This is a genomic window from Paenibacillus thiaminolyticus (assembly GCF_003591545.1).
Classification (GTDB): domain Bacteria; phylum Bacillota; class Bacilli; order Paenibacillales; family Paenibacillaceae; genus Paenibacillus_B; species Paenibacillus_B thiaminolyticus_A.
Genome location: NZ_QYZD01000001.1, coordinates 435,408 through 456,171, shown reverse-complemented (window position 1 = coordinate 456,171; position 20,764 = coordinate 435,408). Strand labels below are relative to the sequence as shown.

Below are 20,764 nucleotides of genomic sequence, written 5' to 3'. Positions count from 1 at the left end.
AGCAGGCGCCGCTCCTGTTACGGTCTGACTTCCCTGCATTTCCATTCATCCCTGCCGCATTCCTTGCTCCCCGGCCAGCCTGCAGAGGAATTCCCTCATTCCGGCTGGATCGCCTGCTTCCAGTCTTCGTAGTACCGGCGCACCTCATCGTCCCAGAACGGAGGCCGGCGATGCCGAATCCGTTCCAGCACCGCGTCCAGGCCGGCGCTGATCTTGCGCTCCACCAGATCAGGATAGTGGTACACATGCCGGTTCTGTTCATACTCGTCCTGGTCCACCACATTCACCTGGCCGCCGGGCATCTGAATGACGTCCAGATCGTAATCGATATAGGTGAAAATGTTGTCCGTGCGATATGGCGGCGAGGCAATATTGCAGTAGTAGCGAATGCCGTGATCCTCAATCAGCGCCACCACATTGAACCACTGCTTCGGAATGAGGAACGTAACGGCAGGAATTTTGCTGTTCCACTGCTTCCCGTCCGCTTCCCTGATCGGAGTCTGACTGTTAATCAGCACGAACATTCCTTCAACGGCATGCTCGGGATGCACGAGCGAGGAGGGAACGATCCAGTTCTCCAGCCACATCCGGTGCAAATGGCCATCGTGTTTGAAACTTTTCACAAGGGCTTTCTCATAACGTTCCATACGTTTTCCTCGGCTTTACTTCATTTCTCTTCACTTATTATTAATAGAAAAGCATATCTTCACCCCGATTGCAACGGTTGTAAAGATATGCCTTCCCATTCGACGACAAATGTTCAATTTAGAGACAGCTAGCCAGCAACAATCCGAAGCTGCTTCAATGAACGCAAGACATGCTGGGCCCCGTATCCCAATGCCTCGAACCAAGGCAATACGAATTCCGTATGCTCATCCGCAGCAATCATAATGTTGCGGACCTTGCGCTGCTGGAATCTCTGTTCCATTCCGGCGACAAGCGCTTTGCCTACGCCTTGGTTGCGGAAGTCCGGGTGCACCGCCAGACGATAATAGTACCCGTTGTTGCGATCGATGGTGCCGATAGCCAGCCCGACCATGATCGTCTCCCCACTCGGGTTCTCCTGTTCCGCGATGAGCACAAGTTCTCCGTCCAAGGACAACTGGCGCGCAAAGGCATCCAGTGTCTTATCACAGCATTCCTCGGACAACGATTCCTTCAATAACTGAGTAGCCGGCAAATAATCCGCCAAACGAAAGGATCGAACGTTCATGTCTTACTCTCCCTCATCCTGAGCTTGGTGTTAAATATACGGTTCTCTTCTCTATCTGTGAACAAGCAGTCTACGCCAACGGACATCCTTTTTGTTCTCATTCCATTATATATAGTATTTACAAATACGACAAAAATCGCGAAATTCCTTCTTTATCATTCAGATTCCAGGAAAAACGCCGAAAAAACACGGTTTTTCTCGTGTAAGCGTTTCATATAAAGCGTTTACATTACTTTAGAGTCCATAGGTATAAAAAATTGGCAACTGTGCCAATTTTGTGACCATTGTTTTGGAGCACGTGCTACGTTTGAAAGCCTCATGTAATGGGTAATGATATAAAGTCAGCGCCCTATGACAAAGCTCTGACTTTTGAAACATTTATGTTGATTTATTAGCCCGACTCGTGGTTAAATGGGAATATATCACTTACATATTTTTTGGGAGGAATGAACGATGGCACACCAATTACCAGCTCTTCCGTATGCGAACAATGCTCTTGAGCCTCACATCGACGAGACGACGATGATGATTCACCATGACCGTCACCACAACACGTATGTGACGAACCTGAATGCGGCATTGGAGTCTGCGCCTGAATTGCAGTCCAAATCTGTTGAGGAACTCATCTCCGATCTGAACAGCGTGCCTGAGAGCATCCGTACGGCAGTCCGCAACAACGGCGGCGGACATGCGAATCACTCCCTGTTCTGGGAGACAATCGGACCGAACGGCGGCGGACAGCCGTCCGGCAAGCTGGCGGAAGCAATCGACAAGGAGCTTGGCGGATTCGACAAGTTCAAGGAAGATTTTGCGAAGGCAGCTACGACTCGCTTCGGCTCCGGCTGGGCTTGGCTGGCAGTCGATAAGGACGGCAAGCTGTCCGTAACCAGCACGCCGAACCAAGACAGCCCGCTGATGGAAGGCAAGACTCCGCTTGTCGGCCTGGACGTATGGGAGCATGCATACTACCTGAAATATCAGAACAAGCGCCCAGATTACATCGCTGCGTTCTGGAATGTCGTCAACTGGCCGGCAGTTGAGAAGAACTACGAAGCAGCTACAAAATAAGGAATGAAATAAGGGACAGTCCCTCAGGTCTTATCAGACCTTGGGGACGGTCCCTTTTTGCATGTCCGTGCCGGACCGTTCCTCCTACTCCTTCCGGCGCCGGCTCGCCCGATAACGGTATGCCGCATACAATCCGCCCGCCATCGCCGCATAGAGAAGCAGCACAGCCGGAATCTTCATGCCGTCCTCCAACAGCTGCTCCCCGATGAAGGCAAAGACCAGCATCACCGGCAGCTTGCCTGCCGCCGTAGCGAGTAGAAAAGAGACGAACGGCACAGACACGAGCGCCGCATATACATTGATCGCGATAGCAGGGAGTACCGGAATCATACGGGCGATGAAGACCGACGTCACCGGGTGATGTTCCATCGTGGCGTTCAGCTTGTGCAGCAGTGCGACCCGATCCAGATAGCGCCTGCCCTGCTCCTTCCAGCCCTGCCGGACCCCAAGGAACATGACGGCCGCCCCCAGCGTCGAAGCGGCTGTATTCATCAACCCGCCCAGCCACAATCCGTACGTGGCTCCCATAATGCCCCCGACGACGCCGAAGGGGATGACGGGAAAAAGAGAAGCTATCGACGCCAGGACGAACATTTGCGCGGCGGTAGCCGCATCCCGGGAGGACTTCATGCTCTCTATCCAATGAAGCAGCTCCTCGCGCCAGAGCCAGACTCCGGCCATAGCGAGCATATAGATGGCGGCGGTGGCCCATTTCCCCATGCCTTCACCTCTCTTTTCTCTAACGGTACAAGCCCTTATTCATTCTATTGCAAAATGCCCCTATAATCTATTTCCCCTACCTTGTATTCACCTAAAGTATAGCCAGCAGATTATGGAGTACTTAATCGTTATCATATACCCGCTCCTCCTCTTACTGCCCCTATCCCCTTCGCTCATCGACGATTTCCTCCAGGCTGGCCTTGTTCCTCATAAAATAGGGGACAAGCACGCGAACGGGGTACATCCGGTAATCAGCTTTTCCCCGTCACTGTACCCTTCTTCCCTGTCCTTCAGCTCCTGCACAAGCACCTGCCGCCAATACTGCACCCGCTCCTGGACGGCGGCATCGCCAATCGCATTGTGAGGCTCCTGCGGATCATGGATCAGATCAAAATATTGCTCCGCGCCAGTCTGGGAATACCAGATAAACTTCTCCTTCCCGTTCGTCACCCAGTGCGTCGAAGCCATTCCCTGGGCATGCTCACCGTGCAAATATTCTCGCCATTCCCGATCCCGGCCGCGGGACGTAATCGGGCTAAGCCCTACCGCGCTTCATCCTTCGTATCTGCCCAATCTCCGACCGGCGAATCCGGAATCTCCTCATCCTTGTACATATCGAGATACGCCTGCGGCGGATCGAAGGGCGGATGCGGGCGCACGAATGACATCCACAGGAAGAATGGCTTGCCCGGATCACGGCCCGCAAAAAATCGATGGACTGTTAACGGTCCAATTCGTCGGATGCAGCATCTCGGGCAAATGCCACGGACGGGCCACCGTCGAAGCATTGCAATCCAGGCCGAGGTGGTCAGATCGGCGCCTGGAACACGTTCTCTTAGCCAGGTTACATAATCATCCACTTCATCGAAATAAGTCTGCGATGGCGAATTCGCCCGGAAGCGTCGTCTCATAATTCTTCAGGGAACGCAATCCCGGTAGCCTACCCGCCCAAGGGAGGTCTACGACTGCCCTGTAAAAATCGCCGCCCGCGCCGGAACACACGACGGCGTCGCCGTATAGGCGCGATTGAACCGGACGCCTGTACGGGCCATCTATCATTCTGCAATCATTTTACCATGACGAATGAAAGAGTGGTTATCATTCTCCGCACACCTCTTCCAAACCGGTCCAAAACAGGCTTCCCCTTAGAAATAGCGCCCTTTCTCTTTTAACTTTATTCCATTTTGAATAAAAGTCGGTTATACTAGCAGAAAAGGCATAGCAAAGCCTATCAGCCACAAGAATGGGGATGAAGCGATGAGCGACACTCCGAACGCCAGAAAATCACCGGGATACCCCGCTCTTCTTTTACAATTATTTATTACGTTTCTCAAAATCGGCCCGACCACCTTTGGCGGCGGGTATGCGATTCTGCCGGTCATCGACCGGGAAGTGACCCAGAAGCGCCAATGGCTCGGCGCGCAGGAAATGGGGGAAGTCACCGCCTTGTCCGGGGCCGCCCCCGGGGGAATCGGCCTGAATGTTGCCGGTCTTGTCGGATACCGGGTTGCCGGCCTTCCCGGCCTCATCATAGCCATTGCGGGCATTGCCATGCCCACCGTCTTCATTATGCTCGCGCTCGGAATGACAGCCGCCTGGTTCCGCACCAATCCTTACGTGCAAGGAGCGCTTGCGGGCATTAAACCGACAGTCATCGCCCTGATCGTATACGCCGCCTTCCGCATGGGGAAAGATGCCTTGCGCCACGTCTTCGGCTGGACGGTATCCTTATTGTCCGTCGCCCTGCTGCTGTGGACCCCGTTCAATCCGATTGCCGTGCTTGCCATCGGAGCGGCTGCCGGCCTCGTAGCGGAATGGTTCCGGCACCGCAGATTACGCCGGCATGACGGCCCCTATGCCGCCTCTTCTCTCCATCCGCCTTCCTCCTCCCGGCAGGTCAAGCGGGAACAAGGATAGACGATATCAATCCCGAATCGGCCAGAAAGAAGGATACAGCATGCTATGGGACTTATTTTGGACGTTTTTCAAGCTGGGCTTCGTCTCGTTCGGCGGCGGCTATGCCATGCTGCCGGTGATCGAGCATGAAGCGCTAAACCACCAATGGCTGACCGCCTCGCAATATACGGAAGCCGTTGCCTTGGCCGGGATGGCTCCCGGGCCTATCGCGATGAACAGCGCCGTGTACGTCGGCTATACCGCGGCGGGCTGGCCGGGCAGCCTCATGGCCGCGTTCGGCATCGCGCTGCCGTCGGCCATCATCATGTTCGCCGTTGCTACATTTTTCTATCACGTGTATGATAATCATTGGGTGCAGTCCGCATTGGACGGAATGAAGCCGGCTGTCGTGGCGCTGATTGCACTGGCGGCCGTCAACATGACGCGTGGCGCAGGCTACCTGGACGGCTGGACGATCAGTTCGGCCTGGCCGGTCATTTTGTTTATCGCAGCCTTGTTCGCACTGATTCGGCTTCGATTGCATCCAATCACGGTCATTATATTGTCTGGAATAGTGGGGATGGTAATCTATGGGTAACGCATTGGAGCAACGCATCCCTTCCAAAAAGGGAAAAGAACTGTTTCAACGGATTCGCCGGGCGCCGGAAATATCGAAAAATGATTTGGTCAGCGACAGCGGGCTTACCGCCAGCACGCTTACCCGTGTACTGGAGGAGCTGACGGCGCTCGGCCTTATTGTAGAGAGCGGCTTCGGCGCCTCCACGGGCGGGCGGCGTCCGATCTTGTACCGTGTTCGCGCGGAATACGGCTATGCCTTCGGTCTCGACATCTCCCGGACCTCGTCCCGGCTCGTCCTGCTGGACAACGCCGGGCAGATGAAGGCGGTCCACTTCATCGAGATGAACGACCAGATGACGCCAGAGGGGCTAATCGAGCGTGTGGCAGCTCATATTCATACATGGATGGACGAGTACCGGCTGAATTCGGATACGGCACTCGGTCTTGGCATTGGCGCTGTCGGACCGCTCAACCGGTTTGACGGCGTCATTTTACAACCGGAGTATTTCCCTGCTCCCGGCTGGGAGAACGTCCCTATCGTCGCCGAGCTCGAGCGGCGGCTGCAGCTGCCCGTGCTGCTGGACAATGGCGCGAATACCGCCATCCGGGCCGAGGCATGGGCGAACCGTTCCATGGATGTGCGCCACATGCTCTACGTTCATGTCGGGATCGGTCTCCGCTCGGCGATGATGTCCGACGGCAAGCTCATCTACGGAGCCGTCGATATGGAAGGCGCGCTCGGCCAAATGATCATTCAGGCCGACGGCATCCCTAACCGCTCCGCGAACGGCAATTATGGGTGCCTCGACTCTTATGCCACCATCTACGCGCTGGAGCGCGATGCGAATGCGATGCTTCGCATCGGCCGGCGCAGCCTGCTGGAGCATATCGTGCCCCGCGGAGAGCCCGCCGCGTTCCCGCATATTGTCGAGGCGATGAAGAAGCACGATCCGCTCGTTACCGAGCTGGTTACCCAAGCGGCAACCTACTTCGGCGTCGGACTTGCCAACCTGCTCAATGTGCTCCATCCGGAGCGCGTCGTGCTGGGCGGGCCGTTCATGAATATTAACGATCTCTATTTCTATACCGCGACGCAGACAGCGATTCGCAAAACCTATCATTACCCGCAATATCAGGTCGTCTTCAGCAAGGGCAGCTACGGCGAAGAAGCCCTTGCCGTCGGCGGAGCGCTCATGGTGCTGGATCAGTTGACCGCGCCCGTCCCGCCTTCCCCGACGATCCACATATAGTACAATGCCCTTAGGTAAATTATCTTAGGTACATTACCTTAGGTACATTGCCTTATGTACATTGCCCGTTAGCACGACACTGCCTTCCAACACTCGCTAGGGAAGCCGCCACAGGACGATATAGCCCAGCCGCAGAACGTAAAGTACAGCAACTTAAGCACAACAAGGCCTATAAACACTAGACTGCACATCGCTTACACGAAGCACGAAGTACGCAGTAACGCACAATATGAACACGACATTGATCGTAAAATACAGTTTACAATCGTATTGTCCAACCGATTCTACTTTACCCTAGGAGGCGATCACGATGACTCAAATCAACCAACATCCGGACGATTCACCGCGGCCTTGCTGCGCCGCAGCACGCGGCACCTCCCTCTTGGCAGAACCACCAGCAGGAGAGCGCTTGAACGAATCAGCCCGCCCCGACTGTTCCCGATTGTTTGCCTCCACTTCTTCAACGGGCTTGGACAATACGGCGGCTGCCGTCTCGCCGGACGAGTCGGCCCAGGCCGCGCGGAAGCTGCTGGCCAATTTGGATGAAGGAGCTCCGTCGCGTACGTCCCTTGATAGCTTCATCCTTCTGGAAGGTGGCACCTTCACTATGGGCTCGGAGGATGCCGAGTCGTTCCCGGCGGACGGGGAAGGACCAATCCGGGAAGTGACGGTCGGTCCCTTCCGGATTGCTCCTTATGCCGTCACCAATGAAGAATTCGCCCGCTTCGTCGCGGCCACGGGCTATGTAACTGAAGCGGAGCGCTTCGGATGGTCCTACGTGTTCCATCTGCTTGCTCCCGACCTGGAAGAGGAGCACATCATCGGCCGCCCGCAGGGAACCCCCTGGTGGCTTGGCGTTCGCCAGGCCTGCTGGCATCGTCCGGAAGGCCCCGGCAGCAGCGTCGCCGACAGGATGAACCATCCCGTCATCCACGTGTCATGGCATGATGCCCAGGTCTACTGCGAATGGGCTGGCACGCACCTCCCTACCGAGAGCGAGTGGGAGTTCGCCGCCCGCGGCGGACTGGAACGCCGGCGCTATCCTTGGGGCGATCTGCTGAAGCCGGACGGGGAGCATCGCTGCAACATATGGCAAGGCAAATTCCCCGTCAAAAACAACGCCAGCGACGGGTACATCGGCACCGCTCCCGTCAACGCCTTCGAGCCGAACGGCTACGGGCTGTATAACGTCGCCGGCAACGTATGGGAATGGTGCGCGGATTGGTTCACCGCCAGCCCGGACGAGCGCGGCCCGGCCGTGCAGCCTCGCGGACCGCAGACAGGAACGGAACGTGTTATGAAGGGCGGCTCCTACCTATGCCACAAATCATACTGCAACCGCTACCGCGTCGGCGCACGGAGCAAAAACACCCCCGACAGCTCAACCGGTAACCTCGGCTTCCGCTGCGCAGCCGACGCCTACTGATGCCTTTTCACGGAAGTCCCCTTGCTGCGCAGAGGGCCACACCATTAGCCGGAGGCCTCCTTGCCTCCGTTTTTTTTGCTGCTTACTTGAGAGCCTTCGTCCCCGGGGCCGCTTACCTTCGGCTATCCGACTATTGCCCAGTCCCGCTATCCCGCCTAGTCTCCGCTCCCATGTCCCGCCTATTGGCCACTCCCGCTATCCTCCTATTGCTCAGTCCCGCTGTCTACCTATTGCTGACTCCCACTGTCCTCCTATTGCTCACTTCCGCTGTCTACCTATTGCCGACTCCCACTGTCCTCCTATTGCTCACTTCCGCTGTACTTTCGTTATTCTGTCTATTGCACATTATCCTCAAAGCTGCTCGTTAGAATCATGTTCACAGAAGCCACCTTACCGTACCAGTCAACACGTCCGCCACACCCGACCATCAAGCACGTTACTCCTCAGCACCACCCTGGCCATACCGAGCTTCGTCCCTGACCACGTCCGACTTCACTAGTGACCTCACATTACCATCTATTAGCATCGCCTCTTTCCCTGTACTTTCCCTCCCCTTTCCTTTTTGCTTTGCCCAAATGTTCCTTCTTGTCGAATCAAGCCGTGGCTCTATTTAGGTCCTTTTGTCCATTATCCCCTCCACTCAAGCTGATTCAATGGGATAGTGACGCAAAGGGAATAGATAGGCATTCATTTCAAAAAAGATGCTTATTATCGATGAAACGTCGCACCTTACGTTTTTTAACATGGCTTCTAACACAGCTTCGGAAAAAAGAGTATCAGGGGTTTAAAGTCCTTCAGATAGCGAGGTAAAGAGCGGAGACGATAACGGCCAAATAATTGGATTAATTTTCAAATAATCACTTGAAACAAGAACGTTAGTTCGGTATAATGGTGTAAGAATATATGTTCCCGCATTTTTTGAGGAGGGAAACGGTATGAGCGTCTGGGAGTCGATTCATAGCGTGGAAGAACTACTTCAATTGTTACATAACGAAGCCGAGATCAATTCTTTCTTGTTCCATATGAAGTGGCCTTCTGGATTTGTATGCCCGCGTTGCCATCATGGCGAGGCTTATGTCATCAAGACTCGTCGGCTGCCTCTGTATGATTGCCGCGCGTGCCGTCATCAGACTTCCCTTATAGCAGGAACGATAATGGAGGGAAGCCGTACGGCGCTGTGGAAGTGGCTTACGGCAATCTGGCTCGTCTCTCGTACCGACCTAACTTTCAATGCGGTTCAACTTCGTTCCCTCATTCAAGTAACTTATAAGACGGCATGGTCAATGCTCCATAAGATTCGAACGGCCATTAGCCGTGCCGACACTGCTCTGCCACTGGAGGGAGAGGTGCGTGGCATCGTAGCTTTCTATGGTCGTCCCTTTTATTCGCCTATCCTTCTCCATGAGCGCGAGAGCCCGATCATTGTAGCTGATTCCGGCAGTGCGGAGTCCGCCAATTTTGATTCCACCAACTCCGATTCCGCCAACTCCCATTTCGCGAACTCCGATTCCGCCCATTCACATTCTGTTAGCGAAATGAACGAACAAGGCATTCATACCCAGAGGATCAAGATGAAGATCGTTGACCGGATGCATTGCTCCGGCAAATCGCTCTTGCGCACAGGCTGCGATGAATTCGCCAAGCTGCATGCCCATTGCGATTCTAGCGTCTCCATTACTCGTTATTACTTCCACGTCCGGCGCAAGGGCTACCTGTATCAGACATTTAAGCGCGCCTGGCAATGGATGAATAATACGTTTCACGGCATTGGATCAACTCACCTCCAACTGTACTTGGATGAGTTCTGTTTCCGCCATAATGCAGCAGCCGATGGAACAGCATCGTGGAGCAATTTATTGCGTTCATGCTTGTCTTTCCGTGATGCGCGTGGCTCGAACACCTCTTATGTAATTTCCGCTGCATAGGCAGTTGTTGATGTCATGAAACGATGCACATAGATGTAACGTCCTTCTATTGCACGCCGACAATAGGCCATTCGTTCGGATGCCCATCTGCATGTATTTTCTGCATGCCCTTAACGCGGCCCTCGCCTTGCGAGCGTCGATGCGCTGCCTACGGGTATTCAATCCCCAAGGCTAGTCTCACAGCATTCAAGTGGGCGGAGCTTCACCTTTAGAGGTTCCATCAACGATCGCTCTGCCGTTGCGTTTACTTCTTCTTTGGATTTGGCCTCTTGATCTGTTTTGGGTGATAAATGATGCGCTTCAGCTAAAAAACGAAGGCAGTTTTTTCTATGGGAACACGCCTGCCCGGTGATGCGATGTACGGTAATGACTGCGAATAGACTAGGCCCGGTAAGATCGATGCTGCAGTTCTCCGAAAAACTTTTTCAGTTGGTGCTCATTGTGAAGTAGCAAGAACTTCGCTGCCGCAACTGTACCCCTTTTTTCTGATTGGATGGGATAATGACCAAAAGAGCTCTAAACCCTACTATTCTGTACGGTGCCCTTAAACAAAAACATCCAGATACCACAATACTCCTCAACTCAACTCACCCTACTTCCCTGCGTGCCCGCTGGCTCTGCTCAATCTGATTTCTTTGCTTCCTGAGCTTTCTTTGGTTGCTTTGGATGCTTTGGTCACTTTGGTTGCTCTGCCTACCCTGTTTTCCTTGTCTACTTTGCTTACTTTGGTTGCTCTGCCTACTCTGCTTTCCTTGGTTAGTCTGCTCGATCTGAATTTCTGATTTCTCTGCTTAATATGCCCAATCTGTTCAATCGGGTGATCTCCTCCTTCTGAAATATGCTTATATCTATTGGTGGCTGTTCGAGAGACGAATCACGTCGAGTAGTGAGACATATTGGTGGGTGGCTTCGTGGACGAGATGGCTGTCGGTCACATGGTCAATGAACAGCTTTCCGTCCAGATGGTCCATCTCATGCTGGATGCAGCGGGCAAGGAGGTTTTCTCCCTCCAGCGTGAATGTCTCTCCGTTGCGATCCATGCTGCTGATTTTGACGTACTGATATCGCTTTACGCGGCCGTAATATCCGGGATAGGATAGGCACCCTTCCATCCCATCTTCTTCCCCCTCGGCCTCCAGGAGCTGCGGGTTAATCAATTCGATCAGTCCATCGCCGCAGTCCATGACGAGCACGCGCCGGAGCACGCCGATTTGCGGTGCGGCCAGGCCTGCCCGGCCAGGGCGGGCATAGAGGGTATCTTTCAAATCATCCAGCAGCGCCAAAATCCGGCGGTTCACCTCGGTAACTGGACGGCATATTTTGCGTAGTATCGGATCTCCAAAAGGAAGGATTTCTCGTTGAGCCATGAACACACTCACCCTCATTTGAAATCGAAAAGGCAGGATGACGTCTACCGTCGGCCTGCCTTTTCGTAATGGTGTCTATTATATCATAGGTTCGCTTCAGAAATAAAAATGCTATCCGTTCTGCCCTCGCTCGGCGAAATATGCATGCAATAGTCGCAAAAATAAGTTCGGGAACGCCCGCCGCTCCATCTCTTCAGGCCCGATCCAGGCATATTTGCCGCCGGTAATCGCGTCTGGCGCCTCCTCGATTACGCAGCGGTACACGCGCATCTGCCAGTGGATGTGGCTGAACGTATGCTCGGCATCGGTCCAATGCCCGAGCGGCCTTAGCCGTACGCCCTCCGACTGCATCCCGTGCCGCAGCGCCTCCATCGCTTCTTCCTCGCGCAAGTCGAGCAGTCCTCCCGTCTTCGGCGCCAGCAAATGGGGCAGCTCCCACATGCGCGCCAACAGTCCGGTGTCCGGGCGCTGGCGCACAAGCACCTTGCCCGCATGCTCCCCTGCGCCTTCCACGATGGCTGCATAGCGAAGCTCCGGCTTCGGCGGCTTCGCCTTCGTCTTTACCGGCAGCATCAGCTCCTCGCCGGCAATCCGCCCGGCACAATGCTCCATGACCGGGCATGGCAGGCACGCCGGGGATTTGGGCGTGCAGACGAGCGCGCCCAGCTCCATCAGCGCCTGGTTGAATTCCGAGGCACAGCCCTCCGGAATCAATTCCTGGGCCAGATGCTCCATATGCGCGCGAGTGCCGGCCTTGGCGATGTCGTCATGCAGGCGGAAGTAGCGCGACAGCACCCGCATGACATTGCCATCGACGGCCGGCTCGGGCCGGTTGAACGCGATGCTCATAATCGCGCCCGTGGTATACGGCCCGATACCCTTCAAGGCCGAGACCTTGGCCTTGTCGTCCGGGATGCTGCCGCCGTATTGCTCCTTGACTTCACGCGCGGCAGATTGAAGATTCCGGGCTCGCGAATAGTAGCCGAGCCCTTCCCATGCCTTCAGCACCTCTTCTTCCGGTGCTTCGGCCAGCGCCTCGACCGTCGGGAAAAGAGCGATGAATCGCTCGAAGTAAGGCTTGACGGTCTCGACGCGAGTCTGCTGGAGCATAATTTCCGATACCCATGTATAATACGGATTCGAATGGCGCCGCCAAGGCAGATCCCGCCGGTTCGCACGGTACCAACTCAGCAGCTCCCGGCTGAAATAACGCTTTTGTTCGTTCATGACGGCCTCCCGTTCTCGTTTGTTAAAATTAAGGATCTTACTTTTTAACGATCTTAACGATAAACAACCTTACGCATTTGTTCAATCCCTTCCCCCGCTTTTTTGCTGCATCCTGGTAGGCTGGCGAGCAACTCTCTCACAAAATAGAAAGTATTTTTCTCTAATCACCAACAAAACGAAATAATTATGTGATATATTTATACACATCGTAATATAACCATGGAGTTTTTATTTCGCAACGATGGAATACTGTTGTTTTTCCGACAAAATAATTCTCCTTGGTCCCCGTTTATACTATCTTGGAAAGGAGATGCGTTCGTGACTCTCTTTGCTTTTGAAATGCTGCTGATTTCCGTCTTCGCCGGAATCGTCGGATCCGTGCTTGGGCTGGGCGGCGGCATTATTGTCACTCCCGCATTGACGCTGCTGTTCGGCGTCGATATTAATCATGCCATCGGAGCCAGCATTATCTCCGTCATCGCAACGTCCAGCGGCTCCGCCATCGCTTATATCAAAGACCGGATTACGAATCTCCGCGTCGGCATGTTCCTTGAAATTGCGACGACGGTGGGCGCCATTACCGGTGCTTTTTTGGGGGCGATTATCGCGCCTGACTGGCTCTATGTCATCTTCGGCTTGCTGCTGCTGTACTCTGCCTTGGCCATGCTGAAGAAGGGCAAGTCCGACCTGCCGGCCGAAGTCGAACCCCATCCGTTGGCGACGAAGCTGAATCTGCACAGCCATTATTATGACAAGGCGATTCAGCAGGAAGTGCATTATCAGGTGGCCAACCCTTACGGCGGCTTCGGCGTCATGTACGGCGCAGGCGTCATCTCGGGCCTGCTCGGCATCGGCAGCGGAAGCTTCAAGGTTATGGCTATGGATCTGTTCATGAAGCTGCCGCTCAAAGTATCCAGCGCAACCAGCAATCTGATGATGGGGGTAACGGCGGCGGCCAGTGCCGGCGTCTACCTGTTCCGGGGCGACATCGATCCCGTCATCTCCGCTCCGGTCGCCCTCGGCGTCTTGATTGGAGCCACCCTGGGCACACGCATTATGCAGCGCTTGAAAAATAAGACGATTCGCAAGCTGTTCGTACCGATACTGGCCTATGTCGCCATCCAAATGATTATACAAGGGTTAGGTGGTAAAGGATGAACGAACCGAAGGATAAAGAGAAGGAAATGCTTGATGTCGAGGCCGCAGTCAGTTCGTTTTTGCGAATCGGCGTCCTGACGAGCGCGGCCGTCATCGTGACCGGACTCATTCTGTTCCTAATTACGGGAGTGAGTGGTTATCCAGAGAGCGAATATCCGACCACCGTCACGACGATGATACAAGGCATCGCCGCCGGCAAAGCCTACGCGATTATGATGGGCGGCTTGCTGCTTCTCATCATGACCCCGGTCGTGCGGGTTTTTATTTCGATTTTCGTCTTTGCCAAAGAGAAAGACTATATGTACGTCGCTATCACATCGCTCGTCTTCGTCATTCTGATGATAAGTCTGGCGATAGGCAGAGCAGGCTAACGAACTTGAGGAGGTGTTCGCATGTTCTCCTTCGACGATATCCCCGCTTCATCACTCGATGAGATTGATAAGATGATTTTATCGGCGCTGCACAGCAATAGCCGGATCTCGTATACCGATCTGGCCAAGAAGGTCAACCTGTCCCGTGTGGCCGTACAGGCCCGGGTACAGGCGATGATGGAAGACGGTTTATTGGAAAAATTCACGATCGTCATCAATCCGGAAAAATTGGGCATCCGGGTTTCGGCTTTTTTTAATGTCGAGGTGGAGCCCCAATACCTAATGAAGGTCGCAGAGCAATTAGCGAATGAGCCCTGTGTGACGAGCCTGTATCATATGACGGGCCCGAGCAAGCTGCATATGCATGGACTGTTCGCCTCGAACCGGGAGATGGAGCAATTTCTGCAAGAGAAGCTGTACCCCCTTCCCGGCATTATGAGCGTGGAGACGCAAATTTTGATCAAGCGGTACAAGAGCCGGATGGGCATGAAGCTGTAGACCAGTTGTGAACCTTCTGCAACATTGTGGCGGAAAGCTTGCTTTTAGAGGAATTCCTTTCCTATACTGAGTACAAGATCATAGACAATTCGGAAAGTACGGGAAAGGAAGGAGTCCATGCGTACACGCAAATTATCGGCGCGCGCCGCGGCATGCGGAGCGCTGCTGCTCGGAATCAGCACGCTGCTTGCCGCTTGCGGCGGATCGTCATCCGCCTCTACGCTGGAAGGGCCGGAGGAAGCCGTCGCCGTCTACAAGCAGCGCTGCATGCAATGTCACGGCGATGCACTGCAAGGCTTGATGGGCCCGGAATCGAACCTGCAAAAGGTCGGGGAACGGCTGTCGAAGGAAGACATCGTGAATATGATCAATAACGGTGGCAACCGCATGCCTGCGCAGCGCAACATCGATCCGGAGGACATTGACAAGGTCGCCGAGTGGCTGGCCGGCAAAAAGTAGCGAGACATGGCTTGGGGCACGGCTCGAGGAACGGCTGCCGGGCCGGACAGGCAGAACGCAGACGGAAGCGTAGGAGTACGCTCCTGTCTGCGTTTTGTATTGATGGGTATCACGATGTTGGCGTGACCGGCAAAGTAAAGGTCAGCATAACGCCGCCATCGATATTGGCAATAGAATACCGGCTCTGATGCCGGTCGAGCAGATGCTTGACAATCGACAGGCCGATGCCATTGCCGCCCCCCAGGCGGCTGCCTGATGCATCCGCGCGATAAAATGCATCCCACACGTGGGGAAGATGCTCTTCCGCGATCGGCTGGCCTTCATTCTGGACGTCAATCCGGACGAATCCGGGGTCATCGCCGCATTGCACCCGAATGTCGATCTGCCCTCCCTCCGGGGTATGGCGAATCGCATTCGTCAACACATTCGTGACGATTTGTTCCAGCCGCTGCGGATCGGACCGCACCATAACCTCCTCCTCCGACAGCCAGTCCAATCGCAAGTGCCGGCCCGGAGCAAGCGATTCCACCGATTGCATCACGTACGCCAGCGTGGAGTGAAGCGGAACGTTGCTCCACCGGAGATCGAAGTGCCCGCTCTCCAGTTGGGACAGGTCCAGCAGATCCTTCACAAGGCGGGACATCCGCTCCGCTTCATTCACGATGACCGAGGCGTACTTGTCCCGCTTCGCTCCTTGGCCCACATTGTCGCGGAGCGCTTCCGCGTACCCTTGAATCAGGCTGACCGGCGTCTTCAGCTCGTGAGACACGTTGGCGACGAACCGCTTCCGCAGCAGCTCCAGCCGCTTCTCCTTCTCGATATCGCGCTGCAACTGTTCGTTGGCAGTCTGCAACTCGCCCATCGTGCCGTTCAGCTCGGTGGCCAAATAATCAAAGGTGGCAGCCAGCTCCCCGATCTCATCGTCGCGCTTCATCTCGGTGCGCACGGAGAAATCGAGCCGCGCCAGCCGCTTCGCCATCTCGTTCAGCTTGACGAGCGGCCGGGAGATCATGCGCGTGAACAGAAAAGCAAAGCCGAGCAGCGGAATAACCGCCGCAAGGAAAAAATAGCGGTAGAACCCGCCCAGCAAGGAAGCGGCATCGGACACGGGCTGCGGCGATGAAAACGTATATATATACTCCTGTCTTTCTCCTTCCTCCGAGATTGGCGCCAAGGCAGCCCAGCACTTCCCGTCGCCTTCGCCGAACACAACAGCAGTTCCGTCCCGCCCCTGCATATCCTTCAATTTGTTCAGGCTTGGAGTAATGCAATTTAGATACGTCGGAGTCCCTTCGTCGGGCCAATTGCTCAGAAGCTCCGCTATCCTGCCCTCCTTCCTTGCAATAACAGTCCCGGAATCGTGCTCCCGATCGAACTCGGCCATCCGCTCCAGATTCACTGCCCTGCCCTCCTTCCTTTCGATGACAGTCTGGGAATAGTGCTCCTGATCGAACTTGGCCATCCGCTCTAGCCACTCGCTATCGGACTTCATTTCTCGAATTTCCTCGTACATGCCGCGAAAGTCCTTCTCCAACTTGGCCGCCCGCACCTTCAGCGAATAGTCTTCGAAGAAGACCAATTGCAAAACCATGAACAGCGCAGTGAACGCCAGGAAGCCGATGGCCGTAACCCAGTATACTTTTTTCGCCAGGCTCCAACCCCGTATACGCTTTTTCATCGGTATTTATACCCGTTTCCTCTCACGGTGACGATGCGCCCGGCTTCATCGCCCAGCTTGCGGCGCAGCCGCTTGATGTGCGTGTCTACCGTGCGTACGTCTCCAAAATAATCCATCCCCCATACCCGATCGAGAATGATATCGCGGGTCAACACTTGATTGGAATGATCGGCGAGGCAACGAAGCAGCTCAAATTCTTTTGAGGTCAATGGTAGCGCGATTCCATCCTTGCGCACCTCGCGCGCCGTAGCGTCAATGACCAATCGGTCGTTGCCGCTCAGCCCTTCCGCCTCTTCGTTTTTCCAGCGGTTCAGGAGCACGCGGATCTTGGCCGATAGCACCTTCAGACTGAACGGCTTCGTCACATAGTCATCGGCGCCGTAACTATAGCCCGTCAACTCATCCTCTTCTTCCGCCTTCGCCGTCAGCATGACGATAATCGCATCGGATTGAGCTCGAATCTCCTCGCAGACTTCAAATCCATCCTTCCCCGGCATCATCACATCGAGGACGACCAGATCTATCGGCTGGCTGTCTATCAAGTTGACCGCCTCTTCTCCTCCCCCGGCTTGAAGCACATCATATCCTTCGTCTTCCAAAAAATCGGAAATCAATTCACGCATCAGCGGCTCATCATCAACAACGAGTATTGTATGAATCATCCTTGATTATTATCTCCTTCCAACCATCTGCTTCAGGGACGTTATCCTGCCCCGCTTCCCCTTGTCGGTCAAGCGCTCCGCGGACTCGCTCGCATCTCTGCCTCACGATAGAGGTCCAGCACTCACAGCACATATGTCACACGAATGACACAAAGGAGAAGTAAGCTATAATCTGCGCACTAGAATTCACCAATCATTATGGAGGAAGGGATATGAGATTGCAACACAAGCTGCGCAGCGATGCTGCCGTCGCATTTGTTTTTTTGGCGCCCAGCCTGATCGGCTTTTCGCTCTTCTATATCATCCCTTTTGCAATCGGAGCGGTCTACTCATTCCAAGACGGATCGCAGGCAGGTCACTTCGTCGGCCTAGCCAATTATGCGGACCTGTTGCGCAGCGAATCGTTCCGAAAAGCAACATGGAATACGCTCTGGTTCACGTCCGTCAGCGTTCCCGTTATGATTGTCTGCTCGCTGCTGATCGCTGCGGCGCTGAACCGGCAAGTATACTTCCGCAGTTGGCTGCGTATGGCGTACGTCATGCCGCTCGTCGTGCCGGTCGCATCGGTTGTTCTCGTCTGGCAGACCTTATTCGACTGGAACGGGGGACTCAATCATCTGCTGGAGCTATGCGGTATGGATCGCGTGGATTGGCTCAATTCGGCCTGGGCCAGGGCAGTCGTGTTGTTCCTCTATATTTGGAAAAATGTAGGTTACAATGTTATCCTGTTCCTCGCCGGCTTGCAGCAGATTCCCGGAGATTACTATGAAGTCGCCCGCCTGGAGGGCGCGTCCAGAATGCGCCAGTTTTCGATTACATTGGTCTATCTGGTGCCCACAATGCTTTTCGTGGTCATCATGTCGATCATGCAATCATTCAAAGTATTCCGTGAAACTTACTTGCTCTCAGGCGATTATCCGCATGACAGCATCTATATGCTGCAGCATTACATGAACAATATGTTCTCTGCGCTGGACATTCAGAAGCTGACCTCTGCAGCGATACTGATGGTTGCCGCCATCTGGATCATCGTCGCCGCGCTGTTCCGGGGAGAAAAATGGTTCCGCGGCTTCATGGATTGAAGAAGGGAGAATCATGTAAAGGAGGTGAGAAGCATGAGTCAAGGCAATGTGCGACCCGGTGACGCCGCCCGGTCGGAAAGAAGGGGCTTTCGGATAAGCACCTTGGCGAACACCGTCATTCTGGCGCTCTTCGCCAGCCTGTTCCTGATGCCTGTCCTCTTGACAGCCGTCAACTCTATCATGACCGAACAGGAGATCCAGCAGAATAACGCGGCTCTCGGAAAATTGGACGCCGATACCTTCGTCAATCTGAAATGGATCCCGGACACGGTCTCCCTGGAGCAATTCAAGACGATTCTCATCGGCACTCCGCAATTTCTGCGCATGTTCTGGAATTCAGTCTTCCTGGTCGTGCCGATGATTCTCGGACAAGCCGTTGTGGCCAGCCTGGCGGCGTATGCCTTCACGAAGCTGCGCTTCCGCGGGCGGGATGCGCTATTCTACGTCTATTTGCTCACGATGCTGATGCCGTTCCAGGTGACGATGGTTCCGAACTATATCGTGGCCGATTGGCTAGGATGGATTAACACCCCGGCCTCCATCATTGGGCCAGGAATCTTCGCCGCATTCGGGGTCTTTCTGATGAGGCAGTTCCTGATGAATATTCCGTACGCCTATATCGAAGCAGGCAAAATGGACGGAGCCGGGCATCTCCGCATCTTTACGTCGATCCTTCTTCCGATGATCAAGCCGGGAGCGGCGGCGCTCGTGCTGCTTTTATTCGTCGATTACTGGAATATGGTCGAGCAGCCGCTCATTTTTTTGCATGACACGATCAAGCAGCCGCTTTCCGTCTACTTGTCCCGACTGCGAGGCGACTATATCGGCATCGCCTACGCCTCTTCGGTTATCTATATGGCGCCGATGATTCTCTTGTTCCTGAATGCGGAGCCTTACTTCATCAAAGGGGTGCAACTATCGGGAATAAAGGGTTGATGCAGCCGGCGGGAATCTGACATCTTGCAGCATGCCGGACCGCAAATTCAAACAATTACCTTACCGAGGAGGGACCGCCGTTGGATAGCAGAGCAGTTGAGGGCCGCATGCGGCGGATTTTGCTCATCGCATTTGTCATATCCCTCGTCTTGCTGACACTGTTCAGCAATACTATTCAGAGCTTCACGCTCCCCGCTGTCGTGACGACCGCCCCGGAGACGGGCCAATTGAAGATGACGATTGAGGGAGAAGGCAAATTGCGCCCCGCAGACCAGATCGAAGTGAAAAACGAAAAGGGCCTGGAGCTCGCTCGCCTCGCCGTAAAGGAGGGATCACGGGTCAAAAAGGGAGATATTATCGCAGAGTATAATAACGGGACGCTGGAGCGCCAAATCAGAGAGGCAGAAGCCCAACTGCAGAAGAGTAAAATCAGCTCCGACAAGTTGAAAGAACAATTCATTCAGGCCCGTATCGCGGGAGATGAGTTACAGATCCGCGAAGCAGAGAGGGCGATTGAACTGGATCGCATCGACCAACAGATTCAAAGCCAAAAGCTCGCCGATCTGAGAGAAGATTTAACTAATCAAAGATACGAACGGGCACCTTTCGACGGCATTATCACCGAAGTGAAAGCCTCGGTTGAGGATGCGCCGTCCCCCGGTCAGACGATTGCCTCTCTATTGAGAGAGAAAGACGGATATGAGTTTTCCTTCACGCTGCCGGAGCACGAAGCAAAGTGGCTGGAGGAAGGAGAGTCCGTTGATGTGCAACTCACAGGAAAAACCGGCCACCGCCTCAACGGCGCCATTCATTCGATTGATATCGGGGACTCGCAAGCACCCTCTACGGGGACAAGCGTTCCGAGCAGCGATAATAGCACCGGTGAGTCTGCGGCCGGATCCGCCGCTACCGTCACGATTCGGATTCCAGCAGCGGCGGAAGGCATCAAGCTGGAATCCGGCATGAGAGCCAAGATCTCGATCGAAAAGAAATCGGAGCAAACAGGCTTCCTGATTCAGTCGAAGTGGCTGAAGCAGGACATGGACGGAACCTATCTATTCCTCGTTAAGGAGACACTCGGCGCCTTCGGCAATGAGTACATCGTCTACAAGGCAACCGTCAACGTGCTGGCCGGTTCGGGAGAGCAATCGCTTGTCCAGGGCCTTACCTCCAAAGATAACATTATTATCGAGACGAGCGAGCCCCTGAAGGAAGGCAACCGAGTCCGCGTCAAGTAGCATGGCAGTAA

At 54.5% G+C, this 20,764-nt stretch carries 19 protein-coding genes and 2 pseudogenes; 13 read left to right on the top strand and 8 right to left on the bottom strand.

What is annotated here, in order from left to right; all coding sequences use genetic code 11:
• Positions 1–95 precede the first annotated feature (95 nt).
• Both DQX05_RS02240 and DQX05_RS02235 read right to left on the bottom strand, forming a co-directional pair.
• Positions 96–647 carry a DUF402 domain-containing protein gene (locus tag DQX05_RS02240; RefSeq protein WP_119790480.1) on the bottom strand — a complete coding sequence of 184 codons (552 nt, stop codon included), beginning with the start codon at positions 645–647 and terminating at the stop codon, positions 96–98.
• Positions 648–775: 128 nt separating this feature from the next.
• Positions 776–1,213, bottom strand: coding sequence for a GNAT family N-acetyltransferase (locus DQX05_RS02235; protein ID WP_119790478.1), 438 nt, complete (start codon positions 1,211–1,213; stop codon positions 776–778).
• A 453-nt stretch (positions 1,214–1,666) separates the two neighbouring features.
• Here DQX05_RS02235 and DQX05_RS02230 point away from each other — a divergent pair, with 453 nt between their 5' ends.
• A complete protein-coding gene (locus DQX05_RS02230; protein WP_119790476.1) occupies positions 1,667–2,281 on the top strand; it encodes a superoxide dismutase in 615 nt (204 codons plus the stop codon).
• Between the two features lie 84 nt (positions 2,282–2,365).
• On the opposite strand, the gene DQX05_RS02225 is transcribed toward DQX05_RS02230, so the two are convergent.
• Positions 2,366–3,001 carry a TVP38/TMEM64 family protein gene (locus tag DQX05_RS02225; protein ID WP_119790474.1) on the bottom strand — a complete coding sequence of 212 codons (636 nt, stop codon included), beginning with the start codon at positions 2,999–3,001 and terminating at the stop codon, positions 2,366–2,368.
• Between the two features lie 207 nt (positions 3,002–3,208).
• Positions 3,209–4,053: pseudogene (locus tag DQX05_RS32985) on the bottom strand (sulfatase-like hydrolase/transferase); the annotation flags it as partial.
• A 205-nt stretch (positions 4,054–4,258) separates the two neighbouring features.
• Here DQX05_RS32985 and DQX05_RS02210 point away from each other — a divergent pair.
• From DQX05_RS02210 to DQX05_RS33380, 5 genes and pseudogenes are all read left to right on the top strand, one after another.
• A complete protein-coding gene (locus DQX05_RS02210) occupies positions 4,259–4,918 on the top strand; it encodes a chromate transporter (protein WP_119790468.1) in 660 nt (219 codons plus the stop codon).
• Positions 4,919–4,958: 40 nt separating this feature from the next.
• Complete coding sequence (locus DQX05_RS02205; protein ID WP_119790466.1) at positions 4,959–5,495, top strand: chromate transporter; 537 nt, start codon at positions 4,959–4,961, stop codon at positions 5,493–5,495.
• Positions 5,488–6,726: an ROK family protein gene (locus tag DQX05_RS02200; protein WP_119790464.1), complete on the top strand. Its 1,239-nt coding sequence runs from the start codon at positions 5,488–5,490 to the stop codon at positions 6,724–6,726. The genes DQX05_RS02205 and DQX05_RS02200 overlap by 8 nt, the downstream gene beginning before the upstream one ends.
• 310 nt (positions 6,727–7,036) lie before the next feature.
• Positions 7,037–8,152, top strand: a complete 1,116-nt coding sequence (locus DQX05_RS02195; RefSeq protein WP_119790463.1) for a formylglycine-generating enzyme family protein — start codon at positions 7,037–7,039, stop codon at positions 8,150–8,152.
• 935 nt (positions 8,153–9,087) lie between these two features.
• Positions 9,088–9,589 (top strand): annotated as a pseudogene (locus DQX05_RS33380) (transposase); the annotation flags it as partial.
• 1,336 nt (positions 9,590–10,925) lie between these two features.
• Here the strand turns inward: DQX05_RS33380 and def are convergent.
• Both def and mutY read right to left on the bottom strand, forming a co-directional pair.
• A complete protein-coding gene (gene def, locus DQX05_RS02185) occupies positions 10,926–11,444 on the bottom strand; it encodes a peptide deformylase (protein ID WP_119790459.1) in 519 nt (172 codons plus the stop codon).
• A 111-nt stretch (positions 11,445–11,555) separates the two neighbouring features.
• Positions 11,556–12,671 (bottom strand): A/G-specific adenine glycosylase, encoded by a 1,116-nt coding sequence (gene mutY / locus DQX05_RS02180; protein ID WP_119790457.1) that lies wholly within the window; start codon positions 12,669–12,671, stop codon positions 11,556–11,558.
• Between the two features lie 339 nt (positions 12,672–13,010).
• Here mutY and DQX05_RS02175 point away from each other — a divergent pair, with 339 nt between their 5' ends.
• The 4 genes from DQX05_RS02175 (at position 13,011) to DQX05_RS02160 (ending at position 15,157) form a co-directional block, all read left to right on the top strand.
• Complete coding sequence (locus DQX05_RS02175) at positions 13,011–13,829, top strand: sulfite exporter TauE/SafE family protein (protein ID WP_206108728.1); 819 nt, start codon at positions 13,011–13,013, stop codon at positions 13,827–13,829.
• The gene (locus tag DQX05_RS02170) at positions 13,826–14,200 is read left to right on the top strand and encodes a DUF1634 domain-containing protein (protein ID WP_119790456.1); all 375 of its coding nucleotides are present in this window, start codon (positions 13,826–13,828) and stop codon (positions 14,198–14,200) included. The genes DQX05_RS02175 and DQX05_RS02170 overlap by 4 nt, the downstream gene beginning before the upstream one ends.
• Before the next feature lie 21 nt (positions 14,201–14,221).
• Positions 14,222–14,698 carry a chromate efflux transcriptional regulator ChrS gene (locus DQX05_RS02165; protein WP_006678024.1) on the top strand — a complete coding sequence of 159 codons (477 nt, stop codon included), beginning with the start codon at positions 14,222–14,224 and terminating at the stop codon, positions 14,696–14,698.
• A 117-nt stretch (positions 14,699–14,815) separates the two neighbouring features.
• The gene (locus tag DQX05_RS02160; RefSeq protein ID WP_119790454.1) at positions 14,816–15,157 is read left to right on the top strand and encodes a c-type cytochrome; all 342 of its coding nucleotides are present in this window, start codon (positions 14,816–14,818) and stop codon (positions 15,155–15,157) included.
• Between the two features lie 109 nt (positions 15,158–15,266).
• Here DQX05_RS02160 and DQX05_RS02155 read toward each other — a convergent pair whose 3' ends face one another.
• Complete coding sequence (locus DQX05_RS02155) at positions 15,267–16,835, bottom strand: sensor histidine kinase (protein WP_119790452.1); 1,569 nt, start codon at positions 16,833–16,835, stop codon at positions 15,267–15,269.
• Positions 16,832–17,497 carry a response regulator transcription factor gene (locus DQX05_RS02150; protein WP_119790450.1) on the bottom strand — a complete coding sequence of 222 codons (666 nt, stop codon included), beginning with the start codon at positions 17,495–17,497 and terminating at the stop codon, positions 16,832–16,834. The genes DQX05_RS02155 and DQX05_RS02150 overlap by 4 nt, the downstream gene beginning before the upstream one ends.
• Before the next feature lie 212 nt (positions 17,498–17,709).
• On the opposite strand from DQX05_RS02150, the gene DQX05_RS02145 reads away from it, so the two are divergent.
• The 3 genes from DQX05_RS02145 to DQX05_RS02135 all read left to right on the top strand — a co-directional run bounded on the left by DQX05_RS02145 (position 17,710) and on the right by DQX05_RS02135 (position 20,753).
• Entirely contained in the window at positions 17,710–18,579 is an 870-nt protein-coding gene (locus DQX05_RS02145; RefSeq protein WP_182914584.1) for a carbohydrate ABC transporter permease, read from the top strand.
• Between the two features lie 33 nt (positions 18,580–18,612).
• Entirely contained in the window at positions 18,613–19,515 is a 903-nt protein-coding gene (locus DQX05_RS02140; RefSeq protein ID WP_119790448.1) for a carbohydrate ABC transporter permease, read from the top strand.
• A gap of 80 nt (positions 19,516–19,595) precedes the next feature.
• Complete coding sequence (locus DQX05_RS02135) at positions 19,596–20,753, top strand: efflux RND transporter periplasmic adaptor subunit (protein WP_119790446.1); 1,158 nt, start codon at positions 19,596–19,598, stop codon at positions 20,751–20,753.
• Positions 20,754–20,764: the final 11 nt, after the last annotated feature.

Coding starts and splice junctions, on each gene's coding strand:
- DQX05_RS02210 (WP_119790468.1), top strand. CDS start 4,259: ATGAGCGACACTCCGAACGCCAGAAAATCACCGGGATACCCCGCTCTT.
- DQX05_RS02235 (WP_119790478.1), bottom strand. CDS start 1,213: ATGAACGTTCGATCCTTTCGTTTGGCGGATTATTTGCCGGCTACTCAG.
- DQX05_RS02195 (WP_119790463.1), top strand. CDS start 7,037: ATGACTCAAATCAACCAACATCCGGACGATTCACCGCGGCCTTGCTGC.
- DQX05_RS02240 (WP_119790480.1), bottom strand. CDS start 647: ATGGAACGTTATGAGAAAGCCCTTGTGAAAAGTTTCAAACACGATGGC.
- DQX05_RS02150 (WP_119790450.1), bottom strand. CDS start 17,497: ATGATTCATACAATACTCGTTGTTGATGATGAGCCGCTGATGCGTGAA.
- DQX05_RS02205 (WP_119790466.1), top strand. CDS start 4,959: ATGCTATGGGACTTATTTTGGACGTTTTTCAAGCTGGGCTTCGTCTCG.
- def (WP_119790459.1), bottom strand. CDS start 11,444: ATGGCTCAACGAGAAATCCTTCCTTTTGGAGATCCGATACTACGCAAA.
- DQX05_RS02230 (WP_119790476.1), top strand. CDS start 1,667: ATGGCACACCAATTACCAGCTCTTCCGTATGCGAACAATGCTCTTGAG.
- DQX05_RS02145 (WP_182914584.1), top strand. CDS start 17,710: ATGAGATTGCAACACAAGCTGCGCAGCGATGCTGCCGTCGCATTTGTT.
- DQX05_RS02160 (WP_119790454.1), top strand. CDS start 14,816: ATGCGTACACGCAAATTATCGGCGCGCGCCGCGGCATGCGGAGCGCTG.
- mutY (WP_119790457.1), bottom strand. CDS start 12,671: ATGAACGAACAAAAGCGTTATTTCAGCCGGGAGCTGCTGAGTTGGTAC.
- DQX05_RS02155 (WP_119790452.1), bottom strand. CDS start 16,835: ATGAAAAAGCGTATACGGGGTTGGAGCCTGGCGAAAAAAGTATACTGG.
- DQX05_RS02140 (WP_119790448.1), top strand. CDS start 18,613: ATGAGTCAAGGCAATGTGCGACCCGGTGACGCCGCCCGGTCGGAAAGA.
- DQX05_RS02165 (WP_006678024.1), top strand. CDS start 14,222: ATGTTCTCCTTCGACGATATCCCCGCTTCATCACTCGATGAGATTGAT.
- DQX05_RS02200 (WP_119790464.1), top strand. CDS start 5,488: ATGGGTAACGCATTGGAGCAACGCATCCCTTCCAAAAAGGGAAAAGAA.
- DQX05_RS02175 (WP_206108728.1), top strand. CDS start 13,011: ATGCTGCTGATTTCCGTCTTCGCCGGAATCGTCGGATCCGTGCTTGGG.
- DQX05_RS02170 (WP_119790456.1), top strand. CDS start 13,826: ATGAACGAACCGAAGGATAAAGAGAAGGAAATGCTTGATGTCGAGGCC.
- DQX05_RS02225 (WP_119790474.1), bottom strand. CDS start 3,001: ATGGGGAAATGGGCCACCGCCGCCATCTATATGCTCGCTATGGCCGGA.